We start from the raw sequence: 22,373 nt of genomic DNA, 5'->3' as shown, positions 1-22,373 counted from the left end.
TATCACGGGCCTCTCTTATTTTCAGTTGCGAGCGTTTCTGCTGCCGGTGGATGACGCCCGCGCTATGCCACTCGCACCAGAAACTTCTCGCCCTGTCCTTCGCGCTTGAAGCGCTCGAGCAGGGTCGGCAGCGCCTCAAAGTCGCCCACCACCAGCGGCGGCAGGGTCAGCTCGCCGCTCGCCATCTGCTCCATCATGGCGACACCGGCGGCCACCAGTCGGCTCCACTGCTTGTCGGTGCCAAAGGCGTGCTGAGCGCCCAGCGCAATCTCGTGTAATGAGTGGCAGTGGGCAAAGGCAGGAAGCGGATTGTGCGGGATGCGCCCGAGCACAGTCACCATATGGCCGTAGTAACCAAGGGCGGGCAGCAAGCTTTCTGCCTGTTGGCTGGAGACCAGATCGATGATCCCCTCAAACGGCTCGTTGCCGTTGGCGGCCTGTAAGGTGGCCAGCCAGTCGGGATCCCGATAATCGGCCACTCCCTGCACACCTATCTGTTTGAGCCACTGATGGTGGCGTAGGCTGGCGTTGGCAAAGACCCGAGCCCCCTGCTTGAGGGCGAGCTGCACTGCAAAGCGGCCGACACTGCTGCCAGCACCGGTGATGAGCAGCGCTTCCCCGTGCAGGCGCGGCAACTTGGCCAGCGCCTGCCATGCGGTGAGGCCGGGACAGGGCAGGGCGGCGGCCGCCTCGTCACTCAGGGCATCGGGCACTGGCAGCAGGGCGCGGGCCGGTACTCTAGTGTGGCGGGCAAAGCTGCCGTGGTGGCGCAGGTCGGTGTGATAGGCGACCCGGGCACCGAGGCGCAGATGGCTGACGTTGGCGCCGAGGGCCACGATAGTGCCCATGCCATCGACGCCGGGCACCTGACCGTCCTGCCAGTTGGAGTGGCCATATTCGATCAGCTTCCAGTCCACCGGATTGAAGGCGATAACCCGATTGGCTACCAGTACCTCGTCAGGGGCGAGCGGTGCCAGGGGCAGATCGGCGAGGGTAAGCTGGGTCGGTTCACCGGGGGCATGCCAGCACCAGGCTTGGGTGTGATTCATGATGACTCCTTGTGAAAGCGAGGGGAGAGAACAACGAGGTCATTGCAACAGCAATACAGAGAAACTGCCACTGCTGCGAATGGGCAACAATACGACAGGCCCCAACCTGTGGGGCCTGCGTTACGTGGCCGGTTGGCCATCGACAATCAGCGGCTGGCTGCTGCGTCATCGGCCTGATAGGCGGGGTAATCGGTCAACCCCTTCTCGCCACCGCCAAACAGGGTGGTCGGATCGTGGGGGGCCAGCGGATAGCCGTGGCGCAGCCGGTTCGGCAGGTCCGGGTTGGCGACGAAGGGGCGACCAAAGCCAATCATGTCGGCCCAGCCCGCTTCGAGGGCGGCGCGGGCGCGATCACCATCATATTTACCGGCGTAGATCAGGGTGTTGGGGAAGGCATCCCGCAGACCCTGCTTGAAGTTTTCCGGCATCAGGGGGGCATCGTCCCAGTCCGCTTCGGCAATGTGCAGGTAGGTGACATTGAGTTGGCCCAGCAGGCGGGCGGCCGCCAGATAGGTCTCCTGCGGGTTGGCATCTACGGTGCCGTTGAGGGTGGTGAGCGGCGCAAGACGCACCCCGACCCGATCGGCCCCGATTTCGCTACTGACCGCCTCGGTCACCTCTTTGAGGAAGCGCAGCCGGTTTTCCAGCGATCCGCCGTAATTGTCGGTGCGGGCGTTGGATTCGGAGTCGAGGAACTGGTTGATCAGATAACCGTTGGCGGCGTGCAGCTCGATGCCGTCAAAACCGGCGCTGATGGCGTTGCGGGCCGCCTGACGGAACTGTCCCACTACCGCATCGATATCGGCCTGGGTCATGGCGCGCGGGGTGACGGTCTCGACAAAGCCCGGAGCATCGCTGCCGTTATCGACGAACACCTTGACGCCCACTGCGGGCAGGGCTGAAGCGGAGATGGGCTGGGCGCCGCCGATGTTGTCCGGATGGGTGACCCGGCCCACGTGCCAGAGCTGGGCGAAGATGGTGCCCCCCTTGGCGTGTACGGCATCGGTCACCAGTTTCCAGCCAGCGATCTGCTCGGCGCTGTAGATGCCCGGCGTCCAGGCGTAGCCCTTGCCCATGGGGTCGATTTGGGTGCCTTCGCTGATGATCAGGCCCGCCTCGGCGCGCTGGGCGTAGTAGCTCGCCATCATGGCGTTGGCCACATCACCGGGCTGACTGGCACGGGAGCGGGTCATGGGGGGCATGACGATGCGGTTGGCAAGGTGCAGCTGGCCGAGGCGCAGCGGGCAGAACAGGTGATCGTGGCTCATCTTGAGTTCCTCATGGTGGAAGTGAGGCCACTTTATGCCGCCATCTTGTTGTGAAAAAGAGGGGTAATTGCACAAGAGAATTGTGCTTGATGCAGCAATCAGTGCAAACTGTCGGGAAAGAGGCGTTGAGGCATAAAGTTGAAGCATAAAAAAGAGGGCCGTCTGGCCCTCTTCTGTATTCTGCTGGTGGCAGGCTCAAGCCGCGGCGGGCATCACTTTCACCCGCTCGATGCGCCGCTCGCTCACCTCGATCACCTCGAAGTTGAGTTGCTGCAGTTGCAACTGCTGGCCCGGGGTGGGCAGGGTGCCGAAGTGGGAGAGCAGCATGCCCGCCAGGGTCACGTATTCATCGCTCTCGCTCACCAGTCCCTCGTGCTCCAGCACCTGCTCCACATGGTGGATGTTGGTGCTGCCGTTGATCAGCCACCCTTCGCCATCGCGCACGATATCCGGGGTTTCGTCCTCGTCCGGCAGCTCGCCGACGATGGCCTCCAGCAGATCGTGGGTGGTGACCAGCCCCTGGATCACGCCAAACTCGTCGGAGACCAGAATAAGGCTCCCCTTGGCTTTGCGCAGCTCCGCCAGCAGACGGATCACGTTGATGGTCTGCGGCACGATAATGGGATCGTTCTGCTTGGCCAGTTCACTTAAGGATTGCCCTTCGTTCAAGGCAAACAGCAGATCGCGCGCCTTGACCACCCCGAGCACCTCGTCCAGATCCCCGTCACAGATGGGGAAGAGGCTGTGGGGCTCGCGCTGCAGCAGGGCGCGGATCTCGTCGCTGGAGTCGTTGATATCGATCCAGGCCATCTCCGAGCGCGGGGTCATGATGGTGCGAATGGAGCGCTCGGCCAGCGACAGCACGCCGGTCACCATATAGCGCTCCTCCTCGCCAAAGCTCACCGGCGCTACGGCCGGGGCATCCAGATCGTCATCCGGCTGATCCTGATAGGCCTTGCTCCCCATCAGCTTGAAGATGGCGGCAGTGGTGCGCTCGCGCAGCGGCTGCTTGGATTCGTGACGCATGGCGCTGCGCTGGGCCAGCTGGTTGAAAAACTCGATCAGCACCGAGAAGCCGATGGCCGCGTAGAGGTAGCCCTTCGGAATGTGGAAACCGAACCCTTCCGCCACCAGGCTGAAGCCGATCATCAGCAGGAAGCTCAGACAGAGCACCACCACGGTGGGGTGGGCGTTGACGAAGCGGGTCAGCGGCTTGGAGGCGAGCACCATCACCACCATGGCGATGGTCACGGCGGCCATCATCACGCCCAGGTGTTCCACCATGCCTACGGCAGTGATGATGGAGTCGAGCGAGAAGACCGCATCGAGCACCAGAATTTGGGCGATCACCACGCCAAAACTGGCGTAGGCGCCGACAGGGCCGTCATCCTGAGGTTTGGCTTCCAGCCGCTCATGCAGCTCGGAGGTGGCCTTGAACAGCAGGAACAGGCCGCCCCCCATCAGGATCAGGTCCCGACCGGAGAAGGGGTGATCCCACAGGTGCAAAATCGGGGTGGTCAGGGTGACCAGCCATGACATGACGCTCAAGAGCCCAAGTCGCATCAACAGGGCCAGCGACAGGCCGATGACGCGGGCCTTGTCCCGTTGGGCGGGGGGCAGTTTTTTCACCAGAATGGCGATAAAGACCAGGTTGTCGATCCCCAGCACGATTTCCAGAATGATCAGGGTAAACAGACCGATCCAGATGTGGGGATCCAGCAGCAATTCCATTGTGACGACCTCAATAAAAACAGACAGAGCAAACAGTGATCACGGCGCACGATGGCCGCAGTAACAGCAAGGCAAAGGTGTTATTCAGAGGCGCTGATTAAGCAGAAAAAGATAGGCTTTGACAGAGAGAGACGAAGGGCAACTTCGGGGATTGTCCATGATGGGCAATAAAACCTCGGGTGAAAAATGAGCCCTGATGATAGCGGCTGGCGCCAATTTGGCAAGAGCAGTGTCAGTGGGGCGTGATGGGGTTGTGATGCGACAGGGGGAGGCGGCGGTGCCACGCTCCCCCATGCGGTCGTTACAACCAGCGCTTTTCGCGGGTGAAACAGACCGACAGCCAGGCATCCCCAAGGGTATCGCCAAGGCGAGACCAGAGCTCCTGACGCAAGGCATCCTGACGTTCGACGGGCCACTCCTGACCCGGCGCCACCAGAATGTTCAATTCCAGATCGAAACGGCGACCGCTTTTGGCCAGATGGCTGTAGCACTCGATGCCGTGGCGCTGGCGCAGCGCCTCGATCTCCTGCTCGACTTGCCGTGGCACATCCCCCTTGGGGGCGATCTTCAACACTTCCCGCAGGTTGCGACCGAGCACCTTGATGGGAATGAGGGTGGCGCAGAGGGCCAGCAGCGAGACCAGCACCGGGTCTATGTAGCGGTTGTATTGGCCGTAGCCGATGGCATCGAGGCCGATGGCGACCACAAAGCCAATCAGCAGAGTGGCGCTGAGCAGGGTATCCACCAGCCATTCCTTGGAGTCGACCCGCACCAGCTCGGAGTCTACCTGCTCGGCGACCTGGGCTTCGATGCGATAGATGATGGCGCAGAAGAAGGTGGAGACGGCGGCATAGATAAGGGCGTGGCCGAGATCGATCTCCCGTCCGCCATCCAGCAGGGTGGTGATGCCGCTATAGAGAGCGCCAAGGCAGAGCAGCAGAATAATGGTGCCATTGATGACGTTGGTGATGGGCTCGAAGTGGGCATAGCCGTACTGGAAGCGCGCATCGGAAGGGCGGGTAACGAGATAGGCGGTAACAAGACCGAGGCCCGTCATGCCCATGCTGAACAGGGTGAAGATACCATCGAGCATGATGGCGTTGGAACCGACGAAGAGGCCGTAGCCGATGCCGAAGATGGCAAAGGTGATACAACCGAACAGCGACAGGGTAAGCGCCTGTTTTTCGGTGGTGACCAGCGTACTGATAACATGGCTGTGGTGAGCCATAAAAGTCCTCCTTTCAAATGGTGAATATTGCCAAGCGCAAGCGGTTTTCTAGCTGATATACTGCCCGCTCACATGTGAGCGGACTGGCCTGACTGCCATTGACAGGCGGCTGGCCAGTCGTTGTCGCCGGCGTGCCGGCATCAAGCAAAGGATGGGAACAAGGATTCATGATCCCGAGACTCGATTACCAGGACAGTTTGTCACCCGCAACCCTGCAGTTTCTTGAGTTGCTAGAGCGCAGCGCATTTCGTGGTGATATCGAAAAGTCTTATGCAAGCCGGTTGGCGATGGCGACGGATAACAGCGTCTATCAGGTAGTACCTCAGGCGGTTCTCTATCCGCGCAGTGCGGACGACATAGCAGCAATGCTCAAGCTGGCCGCAGAGCCGGCGTTCGCCTCCCTGAGTTTTTTCCCTCGCGGTGGCGGTACCGGCACCAATGGTCAGTCATTGGGCGGCGGCATTATCGTCGATCTCTCCCGTTATATGAACCAGATCATGGAAATTAATCTGGAGGAGGGGTGGGTGCGTGCCCAGGCCGGGGTGGTGAAAGACCAGCTCAACGCCTATCTCAAGCCCCACGGCTACTTCTTCTCGCCGGATCTCTCCACCTCCAACCGCGCCACCTTAGGCGGCATGATCAACACCGATGCCTCGGGGCAGGGGTCTCTGGTCTACGGCAAAACCTCGGATCACGTGCTGGGTCTCAAAGCGGTGCTGGAGAATGGCGATATCATGGCGACCGAGCCGCTGACCGGTGAGCGACTGGCCGACAAGCTGGCGCTGGAGAATCGGGAAGGGGAGATCTATCGCACCCTCTATCATATAGGCAAGGAGCGCCGCGCCGACATCGAGGCGACCTTCCCCAAGCTCAACCGCTTTCTGACCGGTTACGATCTCAAGCACCTCTATCAACCCGATACCGACACGCTGGATGTGAGCCGGGTGCTGTGCGGATCTGAAGGGTCTCTCGGCTTTATCACCGAAGCCAGACTCAATATCACGCCAATCCCGCGCTACCGGACGCTCGTCAACGTCAAGTACGACAGTTTTCCCTCTGCCCTGCGCAACGCCCCCTTTATGGTTGAGGCCCAAGCGCTGTCGGTGGAGACGGTGGATTCCCGGGTGCTCGGGTTGGCCCGCGCCGACATCATCTGGCATTCGGTGAAAGAACTTATTCAGGATGTGCCCGGCAAGGATCTGCAGGGGCTCAACATCGTCGAGTTTGCCGATACCGACGAGGCAGAACACAGGGCCAAGGTGGCGGAGCTGTGCCGCCGTATCGACGCGCTGCTGGCCAAGGGCGAGGCGGGGATCATCGGCTATCAGGTGTGTGACCACCTGCCGAGCATCGAAACCATCTACACCATGCGCAAGAAGTCGGTGGGGCTGCTGGGCAACGCCGAAGGGCGCAAGAAGCCGGTGGCCTTCACCGAAGATACCGCCGTGCCGCCCGAGTCACTGGCCGATTTCATCATGGAGTTTCGTGCCCTGCTCGACGCCCACGGCCTCGACTACGGCATGTTCGGCCACGTCGATGCCGGTGTGCTGCACGTGCGCCCGGCGCTGGATTTGTGCGATCCCGAGCAGGAGGTGCTGCTGCGCCGCATCTCCGATCAGGTGGTAGCGCTCACTGCCAAATATGGCGGCCTGATGTGGGGGGAACATGGCAAGGGCTTTCGCTCCGAATACAGCCCCGCCTTCTTTGGCGAGCTGTGGGAAGAGCTGCAGCGGGTCAAGGGGGCGTTCGACCCGGGCAACCGCATCAACCCGGGCAAAATTTGTATTCCGTATGGCAGCGGCGCTGAGCTGGTGTCGGTGGATGGGCCCAAGCGCGGCAAGTATGACCGCCAGATCCCGCTCGCGGTGCGCACCAGCTACACCCGCGCCATGGATTGCAACGGCAACGGTCTCTGCTTCACCTTCGAGACCGACTCCCCCATGTGCCCCTCGGTCAAGATCAGCCGCGATCGCCGCCACTCCCCCAAGGGGCGGGCGGGACTGATGCGCGAATGGCTGCGTCAGCTGGCGGAGCAGGGCTTCGATCCGCTAGCGGAAGAGGTGGCGCTGCAATCCGGTGGTGTGCGCTTCAAACAGCTGGTGGACAAGGTGCGCAACAGCTGGGCCAAACAGCGCGGCGAGTATGACTTCTCCCACGAGGTGATGGAGGCGATGGCGGGCTGTCTGGCCTGCAAGGCGTGCACCAGCCAGTGCCCGATCAAGGTGGATGTGCCCGATTTTCGCTCCCGCTTTATGCAGCTCTATCACGGCCGCTACCTGCGTGCGCCGAAGGATTATTTTGTCGGCACGGTGGAGAGCTATGCCCCGCTGCTTGCCAAGGCGCCGAAGCTGGTCAACTTCTTCCTCGAAAAAGAGTGGGCCCAGAAGGCGACCGAGAAGAGTATCGGCATGGTCGATGTGCCGCTGCTCTCGGTGCCGACCCTTGCCGAGAGCCTGCACGACAACCGTGCCCGCTATTTTGATCTGCCGGGACTGGAGCGCATGAGTGCCGAGCAGCGCAAGCAGGTAGTGCTCATCGTGCAGGATCCCTTCACCAGTTATTACGATGCCCCCGTGGTGCGCGACCTGGTGAAACTCGCCAGCAAGCTCGGTTTCCAGCCCTATCTGCTGCCCTTTAAACCGAACGGTAAACCCCAGCATATCAAGGGGTTCCTGCGCGCCTTTGCCCGTACCGCGGCCAACAGCGCCCAGTTCCTCAATAAGGTAGCGGCGCTTGGCATTCCCATGGTGGGGGTGGATCCGGCCATGGTGCTTTGCTATCGCGACGAGTATGCCAAGGCGCTGGGGTCGGCTCGCGGCGATTTTCAGGTGTTGTTGCCGCAGGAGTGGCTGCTCTCGCTGCCGGTAGATCAACTGCCTGCTCGAACCGACAAGACCAAGAGCGAGGAGGGGAGCGAGCCCTGGTATCTGTTTGCCCACTGCACCGAGAAGACCGCCAAGCCCTCCACTCACGGTGACTGGAGCACCCTGTTTGGCCGCTTCGGGGCCAGCTTGCAGCCGGTCTCTGTGGGTTGCTGCGGTATGGCGGGCACCTATGGTCACGACGTCAAACAGGTGGAGAATTCCAAGGGAATTTATGGGTTGAGCTGGGCCGAGCCACTCGCGCGTCTGCCCAAGGGACGCTGTCTGGCGACCGGTTATTCGTGCCGCAGTCAGGTCAAGCGGATGGAGGGGGAAAAGCTCAAACATCCATTGCAAGCCCTGTTGGAGCTGCTCTGATGCTGACGTTCCCCAAGCGGTTTCGGGTGCCGAAGGCCTATCGGCACCCGCGTTTCTTGCTGTTACCCGCCACTCCCGCTCAGGCGGTGGTGGAGTTTGTCGCCATGTTGCGCGAGCGCGAGCAGCTTCATCAGCTGTTTCGCCCGAACGATCTCTGGCCCTCCGCCAACTTCAGCCTGAGCCAGCACGAAGGGGATCTGGAGTGGCAGCAGTCGGAGTTTCTGGCCAAGCGCTCCTTTGCCTATGGCCTCTGGAGCCCGGATCGGGAGCCGCAATTTTGGGGTGGGGTTTATCTCTATCCCTCGGTGTTGCCAGAGGTAGCGGTGGAGCTCTTCTTCTGGAAGGTGGCCGAGGCGCCCATCACGGATGAGGAGCTGGAAGGGCTGCTGCGCGACTGGCTCGCCAGGGTGTGGCAGTGGCCAGACCCCCGCTTGCCGGGGCGAGATGTGCCCTGGTCCGAGTGGCCCGGCGTTACCTACCCCTGGTGACATCCCGCTTAAGGGCATGATTGTGTAACACGCAGCGCTGGGTTGGGGCTGCGTTGTTACCACGTCACCCGGTAACCAACAACTCACATAACCGAACCATGTTGCCGATGGAGGGCGTTTCACCCATATCGGTACGCATTCATCGCTTACATAAGGAGTCTGCTCGCAATGAGTCACGATATTGCGCCCATCTGGCGTAAACCCATGAGTCTGGAGGGGCTCAATGCCACCTCTCGCAACACCCTGATGGCCCACCTCGATATCATCTATACCGCTTTTGGCCCAGACTGGTTGGAGGCCACTATGCCGGTGGATCACCGCACCCACCAGCCTCTAGGCATGCTCCATGGCGGCGCATCTGTGGTGCTGGCGGAAACCTTGGGATCGATTGCCGCCAATATGGCGGTCGGGCCAGATAGCTACTGTGTGGGGCTGGAGGTGAATGCCAACCATCTGAGAGCCAAACGGGAAGGGGTGGTGACCGGGCGTTGCACGCCGCTCCATCTGGGAGCAACGACCCAGGTGTGGCAGATTGAAATTCGGGACGAACGTGAGCGTTTATTGTGCACCAGCCGACTGACCATGGCGGTGCTCAAACACAAGCGGGGCAAGGACTCCAGCGAGGAGTGATCTGCAATAACGCACTATGAGTGCAAAATAAGCAAGCCATACTCGTCAGATCCCTCTATAATTGCCAACGTCTTGAGAGGCTTATCACATTTTTCAAGACAGCAGAACAAAGTGGCGCTATAATCGCCGCCTTTTTGCTATTCCGCGGTGTTAGCCGCCTGCCTTAATCTGGAAGAATCTATGTCTGATACCGAACAACTGCCCCTTTTTAGTGAGCTTGGACTGGCCGCGCCTGTATTGAAAGCGCTGCAGGACGTGGGCTATGAGCGCCCGTCACCGATCCAGGCCGCAGCAATTCCCCACCTGATGGCGGGACACGATCTGCTGGGGCAGGCGCAAACCGGTACAGGGAAGACCGCTGCTTTTGCCTTGCCTCTGTTGTCTCGTCTGGAAGCTGGTAACCGCAACACCCAGATCCTGGTGCTGGCGCCTACCCGCGAACTGGCGCTGCAAGTGGCTGAAGCGTGCCAACGCTACGCCCACCACATGCCTGATTTCCACGTACTGCCCATCTACGGCGGTGCCTCCTACGAAACCCAGACCCGCGCCCTGCGTCGCGGTGCCCAGGTTGTCGTCGGTACTCCGGGCCGCGTGATGGACCTGATCCGTCGCAAGAACCTGGACCTCTCCGGCCTGAAAGCACTGGTACTGGACGAAGCTGATGAAATGCTGCGTATGGGCTTCATCGACGACGTTGACTGGATCATGGAGCAGTGCCCGAGCACTCGTCAGGTTGCCCTGTTCTCTGCCACCATGCCGGAGCAGATCCGTCGCGTGGCCCAGAAGCACCTGAAGCAGCCCAAAGAGATCAAGATCGCCTCCAAGACTGCTACCGCGACCACTATTCGCCAGCGTTACTGGCAGGTAACCGGTCTGCACAAGCTGGACGCCATGACCCGTCTGCTGGAAGTGGAATCCTACGAAGCCCTGCTGGTATTCGTGCGTACCAAGAACGCTGCCGAAGAGCTGGCTGGCAAGCTGGCCGCCCGTGGTCACGCCTGTGAAGCGCTGCACGGTGACATCCCGCAGAAATTGCGTGAGCGTACCGTCGACAAACTGCGTCAGGGCCAGCTGGACATCCTTATCGCCACCGACGTTGTTGCCCGTGGTCTGGACGTTGAGCGCATCACTCACGTAGTGAACTACGACATTCCGTACGACACCGAATCCTATGTTCACCGTATCGGTCGTACCGGTCGTGCCGGTCGTAAAGGCGAAGCCATCCTGTTCGTTGCTCCCCGCGAGCGTCGCATGCTGCGCGCCATCGAGCACGCAACTCGTCAGGCCATCGAACCGATGAAGATGCCGAGCACCGAGGACATCAACCAGCATCGTCTGGCCAAGTTCAAGGAGCGTATCCGCGAAACCATGATGGGTGAAGAGCTCGAGATCTACCACAATCTGGTAAACGAGCTGATCGAAGAGGATTCTGCCGATCCGCTGGAGCTGGCTGCCGCACTGGCCAAGCTGGTACAGGGTGACCAACCGCTGCTGCTGGATGACTCCATTCCAGATCCGCTGCTGAATGCTGGCAACGATCGTGGTGGCTTCGAGCGCCGTGACTTCAACGACCGTGGTGGTCGTGACTTCGGTGACCGTGGCGATCGTCCTGCCCGTCGCATGCCGTCCCTCGAACCGCGTCCGCTGAAAGACAACCCGGATGTGGAGATGGAGCGCTATCGCGTAGACGTGGGTGCCCATCACGGCGTCAAGCCGGGCCAGATCGTAGGCGCCATCGCCAACGAAGCGAACATCGAGAGCCGCTTCATCGGCAACATCGACATCGCTGATGACTTCTCCACCGTCGATCTGCCGAAAGGCATGACCGCCGATGTACTGGAAGTGATCAAGAAAGCCCGTGTTTGCCAGCGTCCGCTGCAGATCACCCGCTACACCGAAGTGCCGGCCGGTGGCAACACCAGCAGCCGTCCGCCCCGTGGTGATCGTCCGTTCCGTGGCGACCGTCCTTTCAACAAGGATCGCCGTCCCCAGGGTGACCGTCCGTTCAACAAGAGCGGGGAGCGCCGTGAAGGTGGCTTCAACAAAGATCGCAAATTCGGTGGCAAGCGTCGCGAAAGCTGATTGCTGATCCCGTTATGAAGAAGGCCGCTCATTGAGCGGCCTTTTTTCTGCCTGCGGTTTACCCTGTGTTCTTACTGAACGCCAGATCGGCATAAGCCGTTACATGGGTGAGCGCATGATGGCCACTATTTGATAACTGGATGTCGGGGAAAGAGAGAATACCTTTTCTACTCGACAGGCGGTTGTGACGTGGTCGGGTATCATCCGTCGTTCTGCCATAGGTCTGGGCTGGCAGCCGTTTCTCTGTATTGGCAAGCGTTGGGACGTGTGCACTTGGGCGGATAGTTGGATGGGGAGTGACAGCATTGCGCCCGCTAACTCCGGCGGTCGCAAGGGGTGGCGACTAGGTGGCCGCTCAGAGGCTTTGTCTAGCAGGCAGCCATTATTCATATCGAGCGGGGTAATTGGTTGGCATCAATGAAGAAGGCGACCATCTGGTCGCCTTCTTGTTGTGCATTGTGACGTGCAGAGTTCGCAGCCCGAGGGGCTATCAGAGCACCATGGCGGCAATCCAGCCGAAGATCACCAGCGGGATGTTGTAGTGAATAAAGGTGGGCACCACGCTGTCCCAGATATGGTCGTGCTGACCATCTGCGTTGAGGCCGGAGGTGGGCCCCAGAGTCGAGTCGGAGGCTGGTGAACCCGCATCCCCCAGCGCGCCAGCGGTACCAACCAGTGCGATGATCGCCATTGGTGAGAAGCCAAGCTGCAGACAGAGCGGCACATAGATGGTGGCGATGATGGGCACGGTGGAGAAGGAAGAACCGATCCCCATGGTGATCAGCAGACCCACCAGCAGCATCAGGAAGGCGGCGATCCCCTTGTGCTGACCGATGCCGGAGGCGACCACCTGAACCAGAGAGTCGACCCCGTGAGTTGCCTTCATCACGGCGGCAAAACCGGCGGCAGAGATCATGATGAAGCCGATCAGCGACATCATCCGTACCCCCTGGGTGAAGGCATCCTGGCTTTCGCGAAACTTGATGACGCCGCCGCAGGTGAAGATGACAAAACCAGCCAGCGCACCCAGCACGATGCTGTTGGTCATCAGTTGCAGCCCCAGCGCCACGCCAATGGCCAGCAGGGCCACCCAAATGTGGGTGAGGTTGAGTTCGACCGCTTCGGGCTCGGCATCCAGGATCTTGGCCAGATCGTACTGGCGCGGTTTGCGATAGCTGATGAATACCGCAATCAGCAGGCCCAGTACCATACCGGCGACCGGAATGGCCATCGCCAGCGGGATCTGGCTGGTGGTGATGGGCACGCCGTTATCGATCAGGTTCTTGGCCAGAATGTTGTTGAGGAAGATGCCACCAAAGCCGACCGGCAGCACCATATAGGTGGCGGTCAGGCCAAAGGTGATGACACAGGCCACCTGACGACGGTCGATCTGCATCTGCGCCATCACATGCAGCAGCGGCGGGATCAGGATGGGAATAAAGGCGATGTGAACCGGGATCAGGTTCTGGGAGGAGATCGCCACGGCCAGCACGGAAGAGAGCAGCAGGGTCTTGACCCACATGATGCGGGTCGAGCTGGCATCCTTACCCAACTGGCTGATCACCTTGCGGGCCAGCAGGTCGGTGATCCCGGAGCGGGAGATGGCAACCGCAAAGGCGCCCAGCATGGCGTAGGAGAGAGCAATCTCGGCGCCACCACCCAGACCACCACTGAAGGTGGTGAGGGTATCGGTCAACGACAGCCCACCGACCAGGCCGCCAGCTATGGCCCCCAGCGCCAGGGAGACCACCACATTGATCCGCAGCAGACTGAGCACCAGCATCAGCCCGACTGCGATAACAACTGGATTCATTTGATTTCCTTATAGTTTGTTATTGCTGTCTGTCATGTGAAGGGGAGTTAGTTTGCGAAAAATGTGACAAATGTCGAGTAAAAAATCAGTCAAACCCCTGATATCGCAGCAGCATGTGGCACAAGGTTGCTCAACATGAGGGTTTGTGACCTGTTTGTCTGCGTGCATCCCGTGCGCAGCCGTGGATAGTGACATTGATGGCGATTTCCGGTGCGCCGTGCAATCAATCATTTCCCCAAAAAGCGAAGGCTGCCAGTGGCAGCCTTCATCCGTTTATTCTTGCCCCTCATCATCGGCAGGAGCATCGGTTGTGTCATCATCCGGATGCGCTGGCGGCCAACCCCCCATGCTCTTCCAGCGGTTAACGATATGACAGAACAGCTCTGTGGTGCGTTCGGTGTCATAGAGGGCAGAGTGCGCCTCTTTATTGTCAAACGGGATGCGGGCGCTCTGGCACGCTTTGGCCAGCACGGTCTGACCCAGCGCCAATCCGGAGAGGGCTGCGGTGTCGAAGGTCGCAAACGGGTGGAACGGATTGCGCTTGAGGCCAGCGCGCTCGGCGGCAGCCATCACGAAGCCGTGATCAAAGGTGGCGTTGTGGGCCACTATGATGGCGCGGCCGCAATCCTGCTCCTTCATCCCCTTGCGGATCCCCTTGAAGATCTCGGTCAGCGCCTCTTTTTCTGAGACAGCTCCACGCAACGGGTTGTAGGGGTCGATGCCGGTGAACTCCAGCGCGGCTTTCTCCAGGTTGGCCCCTTCGAAGGGTTCGACATGAAAGTGGAATACCTGATCGGGAACGAGCCAGCCCTGCTCATCCATTTTCAGGGTGTAAGCCGCGATTTCGAGGAGGGCATCGGTCTTGGCGTTGAACCCGGCTGTTTCAACATCGATGACGACGGGGTAAAAACCACGGAAACGGCCCTTGAGGGTATGAACTGCGTCGGTCATGGGATCTCGGTCGGGATAAAATGAGGCGGCATTATGGCAAAAAAGCGCTGGCTTGTCCCCCCATCCCATGCAGGATGCCGCGCCAAGATGGCGCCGGATTCAATATCTGTGCAGCCACCAGCGGGCGGCAATCAGCGCCGTGAGCGACCCCAGCAGGGCGCTGGCCAGCACATCCACCGGCCAGTGCATTCCCATCACCATGCGCGACAGACCAACCCCTAGCGCCCACAACGGCAGCAGCCAGACGCCCGTGGGGGCTCGGGCAAGCCAGATAAGGCCAAAGAACTGGGCCAGGCTGATGGCGGCGATGCTGTGGCCGGAGGGGAAGGCGTAGTTTACCTCGGCCTGCCAGTGGTGGCCGAGCCACTCTGGCAGGGCCAGCAACTGGCTGGCGGCGTGAACCTGTTCACTGCGCACATCGACGCTAGTGGCGTAGAAGCTCTTGATGGCCGGGATCAGCGCCTGACTCTCCAGCCAGAGCAGATAGGGTCTGGGCTCTTCGGTCAGGTGTTTGATCAGGCTCTTGAGCACCCAGTCGCTGGCGAGCAGGGCTGCCAGCGCGCATCCCAGCGCAATGAAGGGAGCCAGCTTCAGTTTGAGTTTGTAGCGGGTCAGCAACAGCAAGAGGGCGCCACTGACCCCGATCCCGGGAAGATCGACCATGCGGGTGAGGGCGTATGACCACCATAGCCAGCCTGATTGCAGTGAACTGGTCAGAAAAGGCTGCCAGGGCAGGGTGGCGAGCATCAGCAGGGGCAGGATCAACAGGGCTGTGAAGCCAAGCACCTGACTGCGGGTGAGTGAAGCGGTTGACGTTGGGAGCGACGAAGCGTGTGGCGGCATGGTGGGTATGGGCGATCGCGAAAAAAGAGGGGCATTGTGCCACCGTGATATGCCCGGACAAAGCCGAGCAGCACGTTTGTTACCTCTGCTTACACATTTGTGGCGACATCCGCTGTTTGAGCGGGCGGATGGAGCGGCTGCCGCGCAATGTGGTCCCGTTTCGCACCGGATTGCATCACAGGCTGAAATCTCGGACGGCTTTGCGCTAGAATGGCGCCCCCGTGGCGGTTGTGACCAAAGAGAGCCCGATGAAGATAGTCGTTGATGAGAATATGCCCCATGCCGTGGAGCTGTTTGCCGAATTTGGCGAGGTGATCCCCTTGCCCGGACGGCAGATGCAGGCCCGCGATCTGCTGGATGCCGATGTGCTGCTGGTGCGTTCGGTCACCCGCGTCAACGGCGATTTGCTGGCGACCTGCCCCAAACTCGGGTTTGTCGGCACCGCCACCATAGGCACAGACCATGTGGACAAGGCCCTGCTGGCAAGCCGCAATATTCCCTTCTTCAGCGCCCCCGGTTGCAACAAGTATTCGGTGGGGGACTATGTGCTTTCCGCTTTGCTGGTGCTGGCGGAGCGCTATGAACTCGACCTCTCGGCCATGACGCTGGCGGTGATTGGCGCGGGCAATACCGGCGAGTGTGTGGCTGGCAAGGCCCAAGCGCTCGGCATGCGGGTACTGCGCTGCGATCCACTCAAGGCGCGGGATAATCCCGATGCGGGCTTTGTCGATTATCAGACCGCTCTTGGTGCCGATATCGTCAGTTTCCACGTGCCCATCACCCGTGAAGGAGTGGATGCCACCTACCATCTGCTGGATGCCGAACAAATTGCCGCGCGCCCTGCCGGGCAGATCCTGATCAATGCTTCCCGTGGCGAGGTGTGGGATAACCGGGCCCTGCTGGCACGTCAGTTGGGCGATGCGCCATTGCGACTGGTGATGGATGTGTGGGAGAACGAGCCCGAGCCACTGGCTGCGCTGGTGCCCCATACCGAGATTGCCACCCCCCATATCGCCGGTTACAGCCTGGAGGGGAAGGCCCGCGGTACCTGGATGCTCTATCAGGCGCTCTGCCAGCAGCTGGGACGCCAGCCTCGTCAGGATTTGAGTCAGCTGTTGCCTGCCCCCGATGTGCAGGCAGTGGTGCCGGGCCGCGCACCGGATCAGGCGTTGATCAAGCAGCTGGTGCATCTGGTCTATGATGTGCGTCGCGATGATGCCCGTTTCCGGGCCCGACTCGGCCTGCCCGGCAGCTTTGACGAGCAGCGCAAACACTATCCCGAGCGCCGTGAACTATCCTCCCTGCAGGTTGAGGGTGCGTTTGCCGACCAGGCGCTGGGCGAGCTGGGATTTGCGCTGTCACGCCCCTGAATCGGGGCCTGGGAGTTGGACGATAACCGGAAGGGGTGAGCCGTACTGGCTACCTCGCCCCCATTTTTTTACTGAGCTGGCGCAGATCCTGCTGCGCTGGCTCAGCCATATCAGGCAGCGTCATCTTGCCGTGCGAGCGCCTGCCGACCATGGCGCCACCCGGCGCCATTGCAGCATTATCAGAGGAGAACAGAATGAGCCAGCAGTTTAACGTAGCGGTATTGGGTGCCAGCGGCGCCGTGGGTCAGGCGATGATCGAGATCCTGGAAGAGCGCGAATTTCCGGTAGCGACCCTCTATCCGCTGGCTTCCAGCCGCAGCGCCGGTGATACCGTGCGCTTTGGCGGCAAGAACCTCGAGATCCTCGATGTGGAGGAGTTTGACTGGAGCCAGGTGCAGATCGCACTCTTCTCCGCCGGTGCCGAGGTCTCTGCCAAGTGGGCGCCGATTGCTGCCGAACACGGCTGCATCGTCATCGATAACACCTCCTGCTTCCGTTACGACGAAGATATCCCGCTGGTGATCCCGGAAGTGAACCCGGATGCGCTGGCCGATTTTCGCAATCGCAACATCATCGCCAATCCCAACTGCTCCACCATCCAGATGCTGGTGGCCCTGAAGCCGCTGCACGACGAAGTGGGCATTGCCCGCATCAACGTGGCCACCTATCAATCCGTGTCAGGCTCCGGCAAAGAGGGGGTCAGCGAGCTGGCGGGACAAACTGCTCATCTGCTCAACGGTCGTCCGGTGGAACCGACCCTCTATCCGCAACAGATCGCCTTTAACCTGATCCCGCAGATCGACAGCTTCACTGACAACGGCTACACCCGCGAAGAGATGAAGATGGTATGGGAAACCCAGAAGATCCTCGGCGATGCCAGCATTGCCGTGAATCCGACTTGCGTGCGGGTGCCGGTCTTCTACGGCCACGCCGAGGCGGTACACGTCGAACTGCACCAGCCGCTCGATGCCGAACAGGTCAAGGATCTGCTGCGCAATGCGCCGGGTGTGACCCTGTTTGATGACGAAGGGGACTATCCGACCCCGGTGCGTGATGCAACCGGCAAGGATGAGGTGCTGGTGGGTCGGGTGCGCCAGGATATTTCTCATCCAAGTGGTATCAATATGTGGATCGTGGCCGATAACGTTCGTAAGGGCGCGGCAACCAACAGTGTACAGATTGCCGAGCTGCTGGTTCGCGACTATCTGTAAGGCTGGTCAGATGCCACAGATGCGCAGCAGGGAATGCTGCGCATCCGGCCTGTGATCAAACCGGGGTGTGACCCATGCCGCACTCCGTCACTTCAAGATTCTGTTGCGATATCAACTGATTAAGTTTTTTCCTACACTCAGGGTCAAGTTGGGTGCTAAATGTGTCGGACTGCTGGCTTGCCAGGCGAGCCTGATTTATATTGAACCGACTGTTTTGGGGTAACTATCCAGATTTTTCAATGTGATAGGGCCGTCATACGAAGGAACGAATATGGGACATTCCCGCATAACATTGGCAACGCTACTCGCATTGGGTCTGCTGGGCACCGTCCAGGCTGAAGACTCGGCGCGGGAGCCTTTTTTTGTCGAGCTAAAAGGCCCTGACGAACCCGCACCTCCCGCCGTCAATTCCCAGCCGCTGGCGCAGCCGGTCGCCAGACCCGCCGCACAACCGGTGCGTACAACCGCCCAGTCGGTGGTGCGTCAGGTCACTGCCAATGCCGGTAGCTATGGCCCTGTTCGTCCGACCGATACCCTCTGGAGCCTGGCGAGCAAATATCGCCCCTCCAATCGGGTCAGCGTCTACCAGACCATGGTGGCGATTTACGAGAAAAACCCCCGCAGTTTTGCCGATGGCAATATCAACCACATTCTGGTGGGGTCCCGCATTCTGCTGCCGACCGCGGCCGAGGCGAGCGTCATCACCGATGCTCAGGCCCGCGCCAAGTTCCGTAGCGACAACGCCAGCTGGAAGGGGTTAAGCCCCAAATATCTGGCTGACAAGCAGGCTCACACCGCCAAACCGGCTGCCACCAAACCCGTGAAGGTTGAAGCCGCCAAGACCGAGCCGGTGAAGGCTGCGCCTGCGCCGCTGCCAGTGGCGAAAGCCGCCCCCATTCCCGCCCCGGTGGTGGCACCGCAACCGGCTGCTGAAACCAAAGAAGTGGCCAAGGTGAGCGAGCCTGCGCCGAAAGAGGCGGTAGCACTTGCTCCGAGCACAGCAGAAGGCACCACCCCGGCGCCTCTGCCTTCCGATCTGGATAAACCGGTGGGCAAACCGGCTACCGAGATGGCGCTGGCACTGGAAGATGCCAATGCCCAGCTCGGCCAAGTGACCGAGATGAACCACAGGCTCAAACTGCGTCTGCAATCCCTGACCGAAGAGGTGGAGACCCTCAAGGCCCAGCTGCAGGATCAGACCGCGCTGCAAAAAGAGATTGCCGAGCTCAAGGCCCAACCGGTCCCGCCGGTGGCAGCCGAGCCTGAGCCTGAGAAAAACTGGTTGATGGATCTGCTCTCCTCACCGCTCAACCTCGCCATGATCATTCTGCTGCCTGTGCTGCTGGTATTGGCGCTGGTGACCCTGTGGCTGCGTGCCCGTGCCCGCCGAGAGCTGGAAGAGCAGGAGAAGAGCCTCTCCGAATCCACTGCCATGATGATGGATCAGGAGCAGAGCGAGTTTGATGATCTGCTGAGCGTCGATGTGACCGACAACGAGCCGGTGCGCCCGGTGCCGGATCTCAACACCCCCGATGGCTTTATGCCGATGGAGCCTGACGAGCCGGCCGCCAAGCCGGATGTCGATCTGGTGTTCAGCGACGAGGGCGAGATGGAGCTGCAGGGCTTCGAGCCCGAGCGGATGGCGGCCCAGCCAGCCAGTCGTGACCCGGATCTGGTGCCGGATCTCGATCTCTCGCTGGATGAGCCCATTGCGCTGGCCAACGAGCCCGCCATGGATCTGGCCAGCGAGTTCAACCCCAAGCCCAAGGCCGCTGACGAGATCATGAGCGAAGAGGAGCTGCAGGCAGCCCTGTTTGCCGAGCTGGATGCGGATCTCTCAGCTGACCTCGAGCCCGATTTGAGCTCCATCGACGAAGTCGGCGCCGCTGACGACGATCTGGCGAGCTTCGATCTCGGCGATTTCGACAGTGCCCTCGACGAGCCTGCTGCTGGCAAAGATGATAACGCCATTGATCTCAGTGCCGCAGAGGACGCTGACGAGAGTGCGGATGCCATGCTGGCCGAGCTCGGTCTTGAGCCTGTCAAGGCGAAAGAAGCGGAGCTGGATCTGGAGTGGGATCCCAACGAGCTGGCGCTCTCCGATTTCGAAGATGCGTTCGCCGAGGTGGAATCTCATCCGGCAGATCTCCAGCCCCGTGAGCAGGCACAGGAGAGTGGCTACGTCGAGATCGACAAGCTGCTGGCCGAAGCAGATGCCACCGCGCCGGAGCAGGAGCCTTATCAGGGCTTCTCGCTGGATGTGGGGCTCGATGGCTTCCCCGAGGTGCTGCCGGAATCCACCGGATTTGACGTGGATGCCGACGACGGCGGTGTGGGTGCCAAGCTGGATCTGGCTCGTGCCTACCTCGAGATTGACGACAAGGATAGCGCCCGCGAGCTGCTGCAAGAGGCGGCGGAGCAGGGCAGCGATCACCAGCGCGCCGAAGCCGAGAAGTTGCTCAAGCGGTTGGGCTAAAGGATTTCCCATCACGGGATCAGCAAAACGGGGGCAGCCAGCAGGCTGCCCCTCATATTTTGGCGATTTGCGATGGGGGATCATGGCCGTGCAGGCTCGCTATCCAGGCCAATTGCGCGTGTGGTGGGACTTTTCGGGCTGAGCGCGTATAATCCGCCCCGTTTCTTTCACTGCGTTTTCACAACAAGACAAGTTTATCCATGCGAATTGCCCTAGGTATTGAATATGACGGCAGCCGGTATTTCGGCTGGCAGCGTCAGCGTGAAGTGATCAGCGTGCAGGCTGAACTGGAGACGGCGCTGAGCCGGATTGCCAACCACCCTGTCTCCATCCAGTGTGCCGGGCGCACCGATGCCGGTGTCCATGCGACCGGTCAGGTGATCCACTTCGATACCGAGGCGAACCGTGCCGAAGGGGCCTGGACCCTGGGGCTCAATTCCAACCTGCCGCCGGATATCGCCGTGCGCTGGGTCAAACAGGTGGACGAGAGCTTCCACGCCCGCTTCAGCGCCACCGCCCGTCGCTACCGCTATGTCATCTACAACCACAACTACCGGCCGGCGATCCTCGGCAGTGGCGTCAGCCACTACCACGAGACCATCGATGCCGAGTTGATGCACCAGGCGGGCCAGAGCCTGCTGGGGGAGCACGACTTCAGCTCCTTCCGTGCCGTCGCCTGCCAATCCAACACCCCGTGGCGCAATGTGACCCATCTGTGTGTCAGCCGCTCCGGCCCCTACATCGTGCTCGACATCAAGGCCAACGCCTTCCTGCACCATATGGTGCGCAACATCACCGGCTCCCTGCTGCTGGTGGGGCAGGGGCTCAAACCGGTGGAGTGGATTGCTGAGGTGCTGGCTGCCAAGGATCGTAATCTGGCCGGGCCGACCGCCAAGGCCGGTGGCCTCTATCTGGTCGACGTGGATTACCCGGCCGAGTTTGCTCTGCCGCAGTTGCCGCTCGGCCCGCTGTGGCTGCCGGACTCGGCACCGGGTACGACCAGTTTTTAGTAACTGCGCCCGAAAAATTGTGGTTTAATGACCCGTCATTTGTTGCCATCGAGCTATTAAGTCATTGAACAATCTAGGCTCGATGCGTTTTGTCAGGCACAAAAGCATTAAGGAATTCCATGAGCTGGCTTGAGAAGATTCTTCCCAAGAGCAAGATCACTGCGCCCCGTCGTCACAACATTCCGGAAGGGGTGTGGACCAAGTGCAGTGCTTGTGAACAGGTGCTCTACCGGGCAGAGTTGGAGCGCAACCTCGAAGTGTGCCCCAAGTGTGATCATCATATGCGCATCAGCGCCCGCGCCCGTCTCGAGAGCTTCCTCGATGAGCAGGGTCGTACCGAGATCGGTGCCGAGCTGGAGCCGCAGGATGTACTGAAATTCAAGGATTCCAAGCGCTACAAGGATCGTTTGTCTGCCGCTCAGAAAGAGACGGCGGAGAAAGATGCGCTGGTGGTGATGAAAGGGACCCTCAAAGGGGTACCGGTTGTCGCCTGTTCGTTCGAATTCTCCTTCATGGGTGGCTCCATGGCCTCCGTGGTCGGTGCCCGCTTTGTGCGCGCCGTCGAGGAGTGCATCAAGGAAGGCCGTGGCCTGGTCTGCTTCTCCGCCTCTGGTGGTGCTCGCATGCAGGAAGCGCTGTTCTCCCTGATGCAGATGGCCAAGACCAGTGCTGCTCTGGATCGTCTGTCCAAAGCCGGCCTGCCCTATATCTCCGTGCTGACCGACCCCACCATGGGTGGCGTCTCTGCCAGTCTGGCGATGCTGGGTGACATCAACGTGGGCGAGCCCAAGGCGCTGATCGGCTTTGCCGGCCCGCGCGTTATCGAGCAGACCGTGCGCGAGAAACTGCCGGAAGGCTTCCAGCGCTCCGAGTTCCTGCTGGAAAAGGGTGCCATCGATATCATCATCGATCGCCGCGAAATGCGTAACCGTCTGGCCAGCCTGCTCGCCAAAATGCTGAATACTCACGTCATCGAAGAGTGAA

Annotated in this window: 16 protein-coding genes; 9 read left to right on the top strand and 7 right to left on the bottom strand. The window is 60.6% G+C overall.

Features of this window, described 5'->3' with window-relative positions; translation table 11 throughout:
* Positions 1 to 62: 62 nt before the first annotated feature.
* From OKC43_RS05580 to OKC43_RS05565, 4 genes are all read right to left on the bottom strand, one after another.
* Positions 63 to 1,049, bottom strand: a complete 987-nt coding sequence (locus tag OKC43_RS05580) for a zinc-binding dehydrogenase (RefSeq protein WP_236271171.1) — start codon at positions 1,047 to 1,049, stop codon at positions 63 to 65.
* A gap of 146 nt (positions 1,050 to 1,195) precedes the next feature.
* Positions 1,196 to 2,317 (bottom strand): alkene reductase, encoded by a 1,122-nt coding sequence (locus OKC43_RS05575; RefSeq protein WP_236271172.1) that lies wholly within the window; start codon positions 2,315 to 2,317, stop codon positions 1,196 to 1,198.
* A gap of 195 nt (positions 2,318 to 2,512) precedes the next feature.
* Positions 2,513 to 4,048, bottom strand: a complete 1,536-nt coding sequence (locus tag OKC43_RS05570; protein ID WP_236271173.1) for a TerC family protein — start codon at positions 4,046 to 4,048, stop codon at positions 2,513 to 2,515.
* A 301-nt stretch (positions 4,049 to 4,349) separates the two neighbouring features.
* On the bottom strand, positions 4,350 to 5,276 hold the full coding sequence (locus tag OKC43_RS05565; protein ID WP_005361338.1) for a cation diffusion facilitator family transporter: 927 nt from the start codon (positions 5,274 to 5,276) through the stop codon (positions 4,350 to 4,352).
* Positions 5,277 to 5,443: 167 nt separating this feature from the next.
* On the opposite strand from OKC43_RS05565, the gene ydiJ reads away from it, so the two are divergent.
* The 4 genes from ydiJ (at position 5,444) to OKC43_RS05545 (ending at position 11,715) form a co-directional block, all read left to right on the top strand.
* The gene (gene ydiJ / locus OKC43_RS05560; protein ID WP_236271174.1) at positions 5,444 to 8,515 is read left to right on the top strand and encodes a D-2-hydroxyglutarate dehydrogenase YdiJ; all 3,072 of its coding nucleotides are present in this window, start codon (positions 5,444 to 5,446) and stop codon (positions 8,513 to 8,515) included.
* Complete coding sequence (locus tag OKC43_RS05555; protein WP_236271175.1) at positions 8,515 to 9,003, top strand: hypothetical protein; 489 nt, start codon at positions 8,515 to 8,517, stop codon at positions 9,001 to 9,003. The genes ydiJ and OKC43_RS05555 overlap by 1 nt, the downstream gene beginning before the upstream one ends.
* A gap of 168 nt (positions 9,004 to 9,171) precedes the next feature.
* Positions 9,172 to 9,633, top strand: coding sequence for a hotdog fold thioesterase (locus OKC43_RS05550; RefSeq protein ID WP_124929190.1), 462 nt, complete (start codon positions 9,172 to 9,174; stop codon positions 9,631 to 9,633).
* Positions 9,634 to 9,813: 180 nt separating this feature from the next.
* Positions 9,814 to 11,715 carry a DEAD/DEAH box helicase gene (locus OKC43_RS05545; RefSeq protein WP_005337260.1) on the top strand — a complete coding sequence of 634 codons (1,902 nt, stop codon included), beginning with the start codon at positions 9,814 to 9,816 and terminating at the stop codon, positions 11,713 to 11,715.
* A 490-nt stretch (positions 11,716 to 12,205) separates the two neighbouring features.
* Here the strand turns inward: OKC43_RS05545 and OKC43_RS05540 are convergent, their stop codons facing one another.
* The 3 genes from OKC43_RS05540 to OKC43_RS05530 form a co-directional block, all read right to left on the bottom strand.
* Positions 12,206 to 13,528, bottom strand: a complete 1,323-nt coding sequence (locus OKC43_RS05540; RefSeq protein WP_005344933.1) for a Na+/H+ antiporter family protein — start codon at positions 13,526 to 13,528, stop codon at positions 12,206 to 12,208.
* Between the two features lie 273 nt (positions 13,529 to 13,801).
* Positions 13,802 to 14,479, bottom strand: a complete 678-nt coding sequence (gene rnt / locus OKC43_RS05535; RefSeq protein ID WP_005333780.1) for a ribonuclease T — start codon at positions 14,477 to 14,479, stop codon at positions 13,802 to 13,804.
* A 99-nt stretch (positions 14,480 to 14,578) separates the two neighbouring features.
* Positions 14,579 to 15,322, bottom strand: a complete 744-nt coding sequence (locus OKC43_RS05530) for a phosphatase PAP2 family protein (RefSeq protein WP_236271176.1) — start codon at positions 15,320 to 15,322, stop codon at positions 14,579 to 14,581.
* A 248-nt stretch (positions 15,323 to 15,570) separates the two neighbouring features.
* On the opposite strand from OKC43_RS05530, the gene OKC43_RS05525 reads away from it, so the two are divergent.
* The 5 genes from OKC43_RS05525 (at position 15,571) to accD (ending at position 22,372) form a co-directional block, all read left to right on the top strand.
* The gene (locus OKC43_RS05525; RefSeq protein ID WP_236271177.1) at positions 15,571 to 16,692 is read left to right on the top strand and encodes a 4-phosphoerythronate dehydrogenase; all 1,122 of its coding nucleotides are present in this window, start codon (positions 15,571 to 15,573) and stop codon (positions 16,690 to 16,692) included.
* 194 nt (positions 16,693 to 16,886) lie between these two features.
* A complete protein-coding gene (locus OKC43_RS05520) occupies positions 16,887 to 17,903 on the top strand; it encodes an aspartate-semialdehyde dehydrogenase (RefSeq protein ID WP_005344937.1) in 1,017 nt (338 codons plus the stop codon).
* A gap of 271 nt (positions 17,904 to 18,174) precedes the next feature.
* Complete coding sequence (locus tag OKC43_RS05515; protein ID WP_236271178.1) at positions 18,175 to 20,379, top strand: FimV/HubP family polar landmark protein; 2,205 nt, start codon at positions 18,175 to 18,177, stop codon at positions 20,377 to 20,379.
* A 200-nt stretch (positions 20,380 to 20,579) separates the two neighbouring features.
* Positions 20,580 to 21,389, top strand: a complete 810-nt coding sequence (gene truA, locus OKC43_RS05510) for a tRNA pseudouridine(38-40) synthase TruA (protein ID WP_236271179.1) — start codon at positions 20,580 to 20,582, stop codon at positions 21,387 to 21,389.
* A gap of 119 nt (positions 21,390 to 21,508) precedes the next feature.
* Complete coding sequence (accD, locus tag OKC43_RS05505) at positions 21,509 to 22,372, top strand: acetyl-CoA carboxylase, carboxyltransferase subunit beta (protein ID WP_042053089.1); 864 nt, start codon at positions 21,509 to 21,511, stop codon at positions 22,370 to 22,372.
* Position 22,373: the final 1 nt, after the last annotated feature.

It is taken from the genome of Aeromonas sp. Y289-2 (assembly GCF_027705925.1).
Taxonomy (GTDB): domain Bacteria; phylum Pseudomonadota; class Gammaproteobacteria; order Enterobacterales; family Aeromonadaceae; genus Aeromonas; species Aeromonas veronii.
This window is presented reverse-complemented; position numbering and strand designations above follow the sequence as displayed.

Bases quoted from the DNA above. Each gene is read 5' to 3' on its own strand.
- OKC43_RS05580 (WP_236271171.1), bottom strand. From the start codon at position 1,049: ATGAATCACACCCAAGCCTGGTGCTGGCATGCCCCCGGTGAACCGACC.
- OKC43_RS05575 (WP_236271172.1), bottom strand. From the start codon at position 2,317: ATGAGCCACGATCACCTGTTCTGCCCGCTGCGCCTCGGCCAGCTGCAC.
- OKC43_RS05570 (WP_236271173.1), bottom strand. From the start codon at position 4,048: ATGGAATTGCTGCTGGATCCCCACATCTGGATCGGTCTGTTTACCCTG.
- OKC43_RS05565 (WP_005361338.1), bottom strand. From the start codon at position 5,276: ATGGCTCACCACAGCCATGTTATCAGTACGCTGGTCACCACCGAAAAA.
- ydiJ (WP_236271174.1), top strand. From the start codon at position 5,444: ATGATCCCGAGACTCGATTACCAGGACAGTTTGTCACCCGCAACCCTG.
- OKC43_RS05555 (WP_236271175.1), top strand. From the start codon at position 8,515: ATGCTGACGTTCCCCAAGCGGTTTCGGGTGCCGAAGGCCTATCGGCAC.
- OKC43_RS05550 (WP_124929190.1), top strand. From the start codon at position 9,172: ATGAGTCACGATATTGCGCCCATCTGGCGTAAACCCATGAGTCTGGAG.
- OKC43_RS05545 (WP_005337260.1), top strand. From the start codon at position 9,814: ATGTCTGATACCGAACAACTGCCCCTTTTTAGTGAGCTTGGACTGGCC.
- OKC43_RS05540 (WP_005344933.1), bottom strand. From the start codon at position 13,528: ATGAATCCAGTTGTTATCGCAGTCGGGCTGATGCTGGTGCTCAGTCTG.
- rnt (WP_005333780.1), bottom strand. From the start codon at position 14,479: ATGACCGACGCAGTTCATACCCTCAAGGGCCGTTTCCGTGGTTTTTAC.
- OKC43_RS05530 (WP_236271176.1), bottom strand. From the start codon at position 15,322: ATGCCGCCACACGCTTCGTCGCTCCCAACGTCAACCGCTTCACTCACC.
- OKC43_RS05525 (WP_236271177.1), top strand. From the start codon at position 15,571: ATGAAGATAGTCGTTGATGAGAATATGCCCCATGCCGTGGAGCTGTTT.
- OKC43_RS05520 (WP_005344937.1), top strand. From the start codon at position 16,887: ATGAGCCAGCAGTTTAACGTAGCGGTATTGGGTGCCAGCGGCGCCGTG.
- OKC43_RS05515 (WP_236271178.1), top strand. From the start codon at position 18,175: ATGGGACATTCCCGCATAACATTGGCAACGCTACTCGCATTGGGTCTG.
- truA (WP_236271179.1), top strand. From the start codon at position 20,580: ATGCGAATTGCCCTAGGTATTGAATATGACGGCAGCCGGTATTTCGGC.
- accD (WP_042053089.1), top strand. From the start codon at position 21,509: ATGAGCTGGCTTGAGAAGATTCTTCCCAAGAGCAAGATCACTGCGCCC.